Source organism: Streptococcus suis (assembly GCF_019794555.1).
In the GTDB taxonomy this organism is placed as follows: Bacteria; Bacillota; Bacilli; order Lactobacillales; family Streptococcaceae; genus Streptococcus; species Streptococcus suis_AB.
Genome location: NZ_JAIMEP010000019.1, coordinates 25969 through 35619 on the forward strand (window position 1 = coordinate 25969; position 9651 = coordinate 35619).

The 9651-nt window shown below is 41.7% G+C and carries 13 protein-coding genes and 1 riboswitch; of the genes, 12 read left to right on the forward strand and 1 reads right to left on the reverse strand.

Features of this window, described 5'->3' with window-relative positions; genetic code table 11:
• Window positions 1–26: 26 nt before the first annotated feature.
• The 11 genes from comGA to K6V48_RS08295 all read left to right on the forward strand — a co-directional run bounded on the left by comGA (window position 27) and on the right by K6V48_RS08295 (window position 8091).
• Window positions 27–977, forward strand: a complete 951-nt coding sequence (gene comGA, locus K6V48_RS08240; protein ID WP_261311089.1) for a competence type IV pilus ATPase ComGA — start codon at window positions 27–29, stop codon at window positions 975–977.
• On the forward strand, window positions 898–1926 hold the full coding sequence (gene comGB / locus K6V48_RS08245; protein WP_261311091.1) for a competence type IV pilus assembly protein ComGB: 1029 nt from the start codon (window positions 898–900) through the stop codon (window positions 1924–1926). The genes comGA and comGB overlap by 80 nt, the downstream gene beginning before the upstream one ends.
• A 1-nt stretch (window position 1927) precedes the next feature.
• Window positions 1928–2212 (forward strand): competence type IV pilus major pilin ComGC, encoded by a 285-nt coding sequence (comGC, locus tag K6V48_RS08250; RefSeq protein ID WP_172055438.1) that lies wholly within the window; start codon window positions 1928–1930, stop codon window positions 2210–2212.
• Window positions 2196–2600, forward strand: coding sequence for a competence type IV pilus minor pilin ComGD (gene comGD / locus K6V48_RS08255; protein ID WP_172040730.1), 405 nt, complete (start codon window positions 2196–2198; stop codon window positions 2598–2600). The genes comGC and comGD overlap by 17 nt, the downstream gene beginning before the upstream one ends.
• Complete coding sequence (gene comGE / locus K6V48_RS08260; RefSeq protein WP_024404786.1) at window positions 2572–2865, forward strand: competence type IV pilus minor pilin ComGE; 294 nt, start codon at window positions 2572–2574, stop codon at window positions 2863–2865. The genes comGD and comGE overlap by 29 nt, the downstream gene beginning before the upstream one ends.
• Complete coding sequence (gene comGF / locus K6V48_RS08265; protein WP_174846408.1) at window positions 2852–3286, forward strand: competence type IV pilus minor pilin ComGF; 435 nt, start codon at window positions 2852–2854, stop codon at window positions 3284–3286. Before comGE ends, comGF begins: the two co-directional genes overlap by 14 nt.
• Window positions 3264–3764 carry a competence type IV pilus minor pilin ComGG gene (comGG, locus tag K6V48_RS08270; protein ID WP_172017845.1) on the forward strand — a complete coding sequence of 167 codons (501 nt, stop codon included), beginning with the start codon at window positions 3264–3266 and terminating at the stop codon, window positions 3762–3764. Before comGF ends, comGG begins: the two co-directional genes overlap by 23 nt.
• A 19-nt stretch (window positions 3765–3783) precedes the next feature.
• On the forward strand, window positions 3784–4737 hold the full coding sequence (locus tag K6V48_RS08275) for a class I SAM-dependent methyltransferase (RefSeq protein ID WP_222368991.1): 954 nt from the start codon (window positions 3784–3786) through the stop codon (window positions 4735–4737).
• Window positions 4738–4786: 49 nt separating this feature from the next.
• A complete protein-coding gene (locus tag K6V48_RS08280) occupies window positions 4787–5974 on the forward strand; it encodes an acetate kinase (RefSeq protein ID WP_172055440.1) in 1188 nt (395 codons plus the stop codon).
• A 123-nt stretch (window positions 5975–6097) separates the two neighbouring features.
• A riboswitch (THF riboswitch) is annotated at window positions 6098–6187 on the forward strand.
• 41 nt (window positions 6188–6228) lie between these two features.
• Complete coding sequence (locus K6V48_RS08290; protein ID WP_024404088.1) at window positions 6229–6780, forward strand: folate family ECF transporter S component; 552 nt, start codon at window positions 6229–6231, stop codon at window positions 6778–6780.
• A 54-nt stretch (window positions 6781–6834) separates the two neighbouring features.
• The gene (locus K6V48_RS08295; protein ID WP_172066415.1) at window positions 6835–8091 is read left to right on the forward strand and encodes a bifunctional folylpolyglutamate synthase/dihydrofolate synthase; all 1257 of its coding nucleotides are present in this window, start codon (window positions 6835–6837) and stop codon (window positions 8089–8091) included.
• Between the two features lie 44 nt (window positions 8092–8135).
• Here the strand turns inward: K6V48_RS08295 and pepA are convergent, their stop codons facing one another.
• Window positions 8136–9197, reverse strand: a complete 1062-nt coding sequence (pepA, locus tag K6V48_RS08300) for a glutamyl aminopeptidase (protein WP_222368997.1) — start codon at window positions 9195–9197, stop codon at window positions 8136–8138.
• A gap of 141 nt (window positions 9198–9338) precedes the next feature.
• Here pepA and K6V48_RS08305 point away from each other — a divergent pair, with 141 nt between their 5' ends.
• Entirely contained in the window at window positions 9339–9443 is a 105-nt protein-coding gene (locus K6V48_RS08305) for a type I toxin-antitoxin system Fst family toxin (RefSeq protein WP_125175873.1), read from the forward strand.
• Window positions 9444–9651 lie beyond the last annotated feature (208 nt).

Sequence of the window (9651 nt, forward strand, 5' to 3'; positions counted from 1 at the left end):
ACGAATAGATGGAGTAGGGAGGTTATATGATTCAAGAAAAAGCAAGAAAAATGATTGAAAAGGCAGTTGTCGAAAGGGTCAGTGATATTTATTTGATTCCAAGAGGAGAAAACTACCAAGTCTATCATCGAGTAATGGATGAACGGGAATATATTCAAGAATTAGCTGAAGATGAGGTGATAGCCATTATTAGTCATTTCAAGTTTTTAGCGGGTTTGAATGTCGGTGAAAAACGGCGTAGCCAGCAAGGCTCTTGTGACTACAATTATGGCTCAGGGGAGATTTCCCTTCGGTTATCAACGGTTGGTGATTATCGTGGCAAAGAAAGTTTGGTCATTCGTCTGCTCTATGATCAAGATCAACAACTTAAATTTTGGTTTGGAGCATTGGAGAGAATTGCACAAGAAATCAAGGGACGAGGGCTCTATCTATTTTCGGGGCCGGTCGGTTCTGGCAAGACCACACTCATGTACCAGCTGGCGAGATTGAAATTTCCAGATAAGCAAATTCTAACTATAGAAGATCCAGTGGAGATCAAGCAGGAAGATATGCTCCAACTCCAGCTTAACGAGGCAATTGGTGCTACCTATGATAATCTCATCAAACTATCACTTCGTCATCGACCAGATTTACTGATTATTGGAGAAATTCGAGATGCAGAAACTGCGCGAGCAGTAATACGAGCTAGTTTGACAGGGGCAACGGTCTTCTCAACGGTTCATGCTAGAAGTGTTGCTGGTGTCTATGCCCGCATGTTAGAACTGGGTGTAAGTCCTGAAGAATTAAATAATGCTCTTCAAGGAATTGCCTATCAACGATTAATAGGGGGAGGAGGTGTTGTTGATTTTGCAAAAGGAAACTACCAAAACCATTCCTCGGACAAGTGGAACGAGCAAATTGATTGCCTTCTTGCAGCAGGACATATCAGTCCTCGGCAGGCAGAAACAGAAAAAATTGTCCTTGGTTCGACAGCGTAAGGTGATTGAGCTCTTTAACAATCTTTTTGCTAGTGGATTTCACTTGGGGGAAATTGTCGATTTTCTCAAACGGAGTCAACTCTTGGCTGATCAATACACGCAAGTTTTGTCCGATGGTCTTCTTGCAGGAAAGCCATTTTCAAGTCTTTTGGGAGATTTACGCTTTTCGGATGCGGTTGTCACCCAGGTGGCCTTGGCGGAGGTTCATGGCAATACTAGTCTGAGTCTAAGTCATATTCAATCTTATCTTGAAAATGTTAGCAAGGTGCGTAAAAAATTGATAGAAGTAGCAACCTATCCAATCATCTTGCTTGCCTTTTTATTATTGATAATGTTGGGACTAAAAAACTATTTGTTGCCCCAGTTGGAAGAAGGAAATGTTGCGACTATATTGATTCAACACTTGCCAACAATCTTTTTATCCTTTTGTGGCCTTTTCTTTCTTGCTGTCTTAGGTGGGCTTATTTGGTATCGCAGAACAAATAAAATCAAGGCTTTTTCTCGCTTAGTAGCTCTGCCATTTTTCGGAAAACTCATCCAAACCTATTTGACCGCCTATTACGCGAGGGAATGGGGAAGCTTGATTGGTCAGGGACTTGATATGCCTCAGATTGTGGGCTTGATGCAGGAACAAAAATCACAGCTTTTTCGTGAGATTGGTGAAGATTTAGAGCGTTCGCTTTCTGATGGGCATAGTTTCCATGCTCATATCCAAACGTATGGCTTTTTCAAACGGGAGCTGAGTCTAATGATTGAGTATGGGCAAGTCAAATCAAAATTAGGAAGTGAGTTATCTGTGTATGCAACAGAGTGTTGGGAGGATTTTTTTACTCGCGTTAATAGGGCCATGCAGTTGATTCAACCATTGGTTTTTCTCTTTGTGGCCTTAATGGTCGTTCTCATCTATGCAGCCATGTTGCTGCCAATTTATCAGAATATGGAGTTATAAAATGAAAAAAATGTTGAAAAAGAAAGTCAAAGGATTCACTTTGATCGAAATGTTAGTGGTGCTTGGAATTATTAGTATTCTCTTGCTGTTATTTGTGCCAAATCTCAGTAAGCAAAAGCAAAAAATACAAGAAGACGGCAATGCGGCGGTTGTAAAAGTTGTTGAAAGTCAAATGGACATTTACGAATTGGAGCATGGTGTTCGTCCAACAGCAGAAGAATTAGAAAATTTGGAAATGATAACTGAAGATCAACTAGAAAAATATAATAATGTACCTAAAAAATAAGGCCTTTACTCTTCTAGAGAGCTTACTAACACTAAGTGTTGTCTGTTTTCTAGCTTTGTTATTATCGGGGTCGGTGCATACTGCTTTTCAGGTAGTGCAAGAGCAGGTGTTTCTTTTGGAATTTGAGTCCTTGTATAAAGACAGTCAAGAATTGGCTGCTAGAACTCAAGAAAAGGTAGTGCTTCGTATAGCTGGAGAAGAAGTATCAAATGGCTATCGAATCATTTCATTGCCGCCTAATGTATCCATAGTAGAAGAAAAAACAATTGTGTTTCAGGATGATGGGGGTAATTCTTCCTTGGAAAAAATCAGTTTTAAGATGAGTCATGAAACAATCAAGTATCAACTATATATAGGGAGTGGTCGATATAAGAAAATTGAAGAGTAGAGCCTATGTCTTGTTAGAAAGTTTAGTTGCCCTAGCCACCTTGGTAACGATTTGTAGCTTGATTTTGACAGCTATAGATACCGGAAGAAGGCAACTAGTAAACAGTTTGTACCAACAAGAAGTTTATAATGTTGCAAAGATGGCAGTTCAGACAGGGGAATCCCATTTAGAGCTAAACGAGGTTGAAGTTTCAGTACAACGAACATCTCGTGAACTTATCGTTTACCATGAAGGCAAGGAGGTTATCCGGATTGAGAAAAACTAAGTTAGCCGCGTTCACCCTCTTGGAATGTTTAATTGCCTTACTCATAATTTCTGGCAGCTTGCTTGTGATTGAAGGTTTATCAAAATTGATAGCGCATGAGGTTCGCTATCAAGAACGTTATGTAGAAAAACAGTGGTTACTATTTTGTGATCAATTACGGGCTGAATGGGAAGGAGCAAGTCTTGATCGGGTTGATTCTGGAAAGTTGTACCTAACCAAAGGGGAAAAATCATTGGCATTTGGCAAGTCTGTGGCAGATGATTTTCGCAAGACAAATGCAAATGGTCAGGGCTATCAGCCTATGTTGTACAAGGTTTATTCAGCTACTTACGCCCAACAAGGCGAGGTTATACAGCTGGATGTAACATTTGAAAGTGGGGAGGAAAGGAGTTTTAGGTATGTTTTTGAAAAAACGAATTAAGGCAGGTGTTCTGCTCTATGCTCTCTTAATGCTTGCTGTCTTTAGCCTGATTCTCCAGTTCTATCTCAATAGACAATTCGCTGAAAGTCAACTAGTACAAGTAACCAAGCAAGAAGCTACTGCTTATATGATGGCTCAAATGGTATCAGAGCAAGTCAAGACAGAGTACCAGCAGGAAATCCAATTAAAGAAAGTTAGTCAGGATCAAGAAACAGCCCAACAAACTCGTCTCGAGGAAGGGAGTTCTAAGACAGATTCCCCAAACTTGGTTGAGAAACAAGCTGATCCGGAGGAGACCACTAAGGCGTCACCGACCCAAAAATCATCCAAAAAATCGGTCGTAAAGAAAGGGCAGATTTCATTTCACCAGGGCCAATCAGACTATCGCATTAAAAATAATCAATTGTCTGTTGTCGTAACACTAAATGGAGGAAAGCAATTCACTTACCACTTCCCAATTTCTAGTCAAATTCCTTAAAATTTGATAAGATAAGAATATGAAATATGAAAAAATTGAACAGGCCTACAACCTGCTTTTAGAAAATGTACAGACGATTCAAAATCAACTTGGGACCAATATTTATGATGCTATGATTGAGCAAAATGCTGCCTATGTAGCTGGTCAGCATGAGACAGATCTTGTTGTCAATAATAACAAGACCTTGAAACAACTAGATTTAACCAAGGAAGAATGGCGCCGTGCCTTCCAATTCCTGCTCATCAAGGCCAATCAGACTGAACCCATGCAGTATAACCACCAGTTCACACCTGACTCTATCGGATTTATCTTATCTTTCCTTGTGGACCAGTTGGTCTCTACTCCAAGAGTGACAGTTTTGGAAATTGGTTCTGGTACAGGAAACTTAGCTCAGACCATTCTCAACGCCAGCCAGAAGGAATTAGACTATTTAGGGATTGAAATAGATGACCTCTTGATTGATTTATCGGCTAGTATTGCGGATGTCATGGGAGCAGCTATTTCATTTGCTCAGGGAGATGCGGTACGTCCGCAGATTTTGAAAGAAAGCCAAGTGATTTTGGGAGATTTGCCTATTGGCTACTATCCAGATGACCAGATTGCTAGCCGTTATCAGGTAGCCAGTCTAAATGAACATACCTATGCACATCATTTGCTCATGGAACAGTCCCTCAAATATCTAGAAAAAGATGGATTTGCGATTTTACTGGCTCCAAATGATTTATTAACGAGTCCGCAAAGCAATTTATTAAAAGGCTGGTTACAAGAACAAGCCAATGTTGTTGCCATGATTGCCCTGCCACCAAATCTTTTTGGGAAGGCTGCCATGGCCAAGTCCATTTTTGTGTTACAAAAGAAAGCTGCCAGACCTTTAACTCCTTTCGTTTATCCTTTGCAAAGCCTGCAAGAACCAGAAGCGATTCAGAAGTTCATGGTCAATTTCAAAAATTGGAAGCAAGAGAATGCAATTTAAGTGAAAATCTGTTATACTAGTGGGGAAAACGCTTTAAAAGAGGTAAGATATGTCAAAAACAATTGCAATTAATGCAGGTAGTTCTAGTTTAAAATGGCAACTTTATCAAATGCCAGAAGAAACAGTTTTAGCAGCGGGTATTATCGAGCGTATCGGCTTAGATGATTCTATTTCTACAGTTAAATATGATGGGAAGAAAGAAACCGAAGTATTAGATATTCCTAATCATACAGTTGCAGTTAAAATTCTTTTAGAAGATTTGCTCAAACACAATATTATTGCTGCTTACGAGGAAATTACTGGTATCGGACACCGTGTAGTTGCGGGTGGAGAATACTTCAAAGAGTCAGCGGTTATTGGTCAAAAAGAGATTGAACAAATTGAAGAGTTGAGTGCCTTAGCACCACTTCATAACCCAGCACACGTGGCGGCGATGCGCGCATTTGAAGAAGTATTGCCAGAAGTATTGAATGTAGCTGTTTTTGACACTGCTTTCCATACAACAATGCCAAAACACGCTTATCTCTATCCGATTCCACAAAAATATTATACAGACTATAAAGTTCGTAAGTATGGTGCTCATGGAACAAGCCATTTCTATGTAGCGCATGAGGCAGCAAAAGTTTTGGGTCGTCCGATTGAGGAATTAAAATTGATTACGGCTCACATCGGAAACGGTGTATCCATCACTGCTAACTATCATGGTGAATCTGTGGATACGTCAATGGGCTTCACACCTCTGGCTGGTCCGATGATGGGAACTCGTTCAGGGGATATTGATCCTGCCATCATTCCTTATTTGATTGCGAATGTTGAAGAGTTGAAAGATGCTGCAGACGTTGTTAACATGTTGAATAAACAGTCAGGCTTGTTTGGTGTATCTGGCCTTTCAAGTGATATGCGCGATATTGAAGCAGGCATCCAATCTCACAATCCAGATGCAGTATTGGCCTACAATATTTTCATTGACCGTATTAAGAAATTTATCGGTCAGTATCTTGCGGTTTTAAATGGTGCTGACGCCATCATCTTTACAGCAGGAATGGGTGAGAATGCAGCAGCAATGCGAAATGATGTCATTGCAGGGTTGTCTTGGTTTGGTATTGAGTTGGACCCAGCAAAAAATGTATTTGGCAACTATGGTGACATTTCAACGCCAGAATCAAAAGTTCGTGTCTTGGTTATTCCAACGGATGAAGAATTGGTTATTGCGCGTGAAGTTGAACGTTTGAAATAATAGAAGGAAATTGGCAGTAACCCTGCCAGTTTTTCTTATAGTCAGTAACTGTTAGGAGTAATAGATTTTGGCAATTGGTCAAACTGACCTTGATATGATAAAATAGACTAGCAAAGAAATTTGCGCAGAGTAGGTGGTTTGCGTTAAGTGTATGTGGATGGGATGTTGCCACATAACGAAGCGTCAGCGCGGTAAACCATTGCATCCGCTGTCGAATGAATACGACAGCTCCATTTCTTAAAAGGAGCGTTTTTATGGAAAAGAAAATTCCAAAATTAACTGTGCAGTTATTGACTGCCATTGCAGTGACCCTTGCCCTGGTCATGATTGTAGAGAATTATTTCTCAATCCGTCTTTCGGACACTTTGCAGGTTCAGTTTACCTTTATTCCAAACACGATTTTGGGAGCTATTGCGGGTCCAGTTTGGGCAGCTGTCTTTGCAGCTATTTCAGACCCAGTCTTTGTCTTGTTTAGCGGACAAACTGTTCTCTTTACTTGGATATTAATAGAAGCGGTATCGGCTTTTATCTATGGCTGGTTCTTTTATCAAAAACCACTAGATATTAAAAATAAAGCTGACTGGTTCTATGTTGCTGGGGTTGTTGTTTTGATTCAGGTTGTGATTTCATTTATCATGACACCGATTGCCCTCCATTTCCATTTTGGAACACCTTGGATTGCTTTGTACAGTAGTCGCTTGATTAAGGCAATTTTTGAAATTCCATTGCGCATCGTCGTAACCATGCTTGTCTTACCAAATTTACAAAAAATACCTGAGTTCGCAAAACTAATGGGTATTAAATAATATAGTATCCAGCAACAGGTCATCCCCCTGTTGCTCTTTTGTAGAGGTGAAATGATGAATTACCTAGAAACTCGCCGGTGGCTATCGAATCGTCCTGCATCAGATTTAGAAAATGGTGTTGCACGTGTCAACTGGCTCTTGGAGCGCTTGGACAAACCCCAGCATCGTGTACCAACGGTTCACTTTGTGGGAACAAATGGTAAGGGATCGACCCTTAATGCCCTGCAGTTTATCATGCAAGCTTCTGGGTATACCGTTGGCCGGTTTACATCGCCGTCTATCATTGATTTTCGAGAACAAATTGTCTTTGAGCAGGATATGATTTCAGAGGAAGATTTTGCGAGGATTGTGACAGACTTGCAACCCTTGATTGATAACTTGGACCAGACAGCAGAACTAGACGCCATCTCAGAGTTTGAGATTGTTGTAGTGGCTATGTTTGTCTATTTTGCTCACTACCAGCATCCCGATATTCTTTTGGTGGAAGCAGGCATGGGTGGTTTACTGGATGCCACGAATGTCTTAAGTCCATTGGCGGTAGTATGCCCCTCTATTGGTCTAGACCATCAATCCTTTTTAGGGGAGACTCATGCTGCTATAGCCCGTCACAAGGTTGCTGTCTTGCGTGAGCGGGTCCCCCTCCTCTATGCGACCGACCAGCCAGAAGTGGAGGCGGTATTTGAGGATCACGCCAGTCAGCTTCAGAGTCCGACCTATGAGGTAGGGCGTGAGATTGTTTTGGAAAATAGCAGAGCAGGGTGTGCGGCTTCAAGCCCCTTCGGCCGAGTTGAGGATTTGAGGCTACAGATGCAGGGGCGTCACCAAGAGGTCAATGCAGCCTTGGCAGTGACAACAGCTCAGATTCTCAGCCCTGATTTTCCAAAGATTACCAATGAAACCATCCGCCAGGGCTTGTCCCAAGCCATCTGGCCGGGCCGCTTAGAGTTGATTAGACCTAATCTCATGATTGACGGAGCCCACAATAATGAAAGTATCGCCGTCCTGACACAACTTTTGGAAGAAAAGTATGCTGACAGGGATATTGAAATCCTCTTTGCGGCCATCAATACCAAGCCTGTGGATCAGATGTTATCGCAGCTTAGCCAATTTGGACATGTTAGCGTGACAACCTTTGATGATTTCCGTTCGGTGGAGCTGAACGATTATCCGTCAGGCTATGAACGAGTTCAGACCTATCAAGAGTGGTTGGAGCAGGCGGACTTGGACAATCCCAAAAAACTCTACCTGATTACAGGCTCGCTTTACTTTATTACTTATGTGAGGAAGTACATATTAGAAGAGTTTATATAGAAAAAAGGCTTTGCCGGGCATTCTACCTAGCAAAGTCTTTTGTTTTAATAATTTTTAATCAAATCAACCGTTGAGCGATCTAGCTTTTTAACGATAGCTTGCAAGAAGGATTGGGCCTCTAGGAAGTCATCCATGCTGTAGAGAGTTTGATGTGAATGGATGTAGCGAGCGCAGACACCAATAGTTGTTGATGGAACACCATGATTTTTCAAGTGGGCTGCACCGGCATCTGTTCCACCTTTACCATAGTAGTATTGGAATTTGACACCTGCTTCTTCGGCAGTTGTGAGGAGGAAGTCTTTCATGTTTTTTAACATGATATGACCTGGATCATAGAAACGAAGCAGAGTTCCGTCACCAATTTTTCCTTGGTCACCATAGATGTCGCCAGCTGGCGAGCAATCAACAGCGAGAAAAATGTCTGGATTGAACTTGGTTGTAGAGGCATGAGCACCACGAAGACCAACCTCTTCTTGCACATTGGCCCCAGCAATCAACTGATTTGGTAAAGCTTGACCGGATAGGCTTTCTAGCAATTCCGTCACCATAAGGACACCGAAGCGGTTGTCCCAAGCCTTAGAAATAACATTTTTTCCGTTGGCTGTTAGAATTGTTTCATTTTTGGGAACGAGGACATCCCCCGGACGAACGCCGAACGCCCAAGCTTCGTCATAATTGGCAAAACCAGCATCGAAAATAATATCAGCTATGGCAGGTACACCTGGAGCGTTGCCCCCGCGTGTTAGATGTGGAGGGATGGAACCTGAAATGGCAGGAATGGTCCGACCGTCCTGTAGTTGAAGCGTAAAGGCTTGACTTGAAACGACCAAAGGGTTCCAGCCACCTAGCTCAACAACACGGAAAGTACCGTCGGGCTTGATTTGGCTAATCATAAAGCCAACCTCATCCATGTGGGCGGCCACTAGGATACGAGGAGCATTTTCAACAGCCGTATCCTTGATGCCAAAAATTCCACCTAGTCCATCTGTTTCGATGCGGTCTACATGCGGTGTGATTTTCTGGCGGATGTGGTTGCGAACCTGTCCTTCAAATCCTGGTAAGCTTTGTAATTCTGTAACTTCTTTAATTTTTTCAAAAAGAGTCATTCTTCTTCCTCCATGACATGATTACTACTATTTTATCACGAAGAGATAAACTTGTCTTGAAAATATGGAAAAATATGGATAGTATTGACAAGAATGCTTGAAATTTGCTAGGATAGAAATGCCCCTCGAAATAGAGAGGAGGTGATTGCCTTGTTGTTCGAACTTCTCACATTGTTCGTTGCACCTATTGTATCAGGTCTTGTGTTGATACTCTTTGAGTATTGGCTCAACAATCGCAACAAATAGGCCCAAGGGGCAAAAGAAAACCCTCAACGCTGGGAACGTTGGGGGCTTTTTGATTGCCGATGTATTATCGAACTTCTCACTGTAGGACCATTTTATCTATTTTTTAGTCTTTTGTCAAGTGGTGAGAGTTCTTCGTTTGTGTCAAGTTTCTCTCGGAAAGTTTCTCAAAGTCCTAGATCCATTTCTTGAGTTGACCAATTGGAGTGCT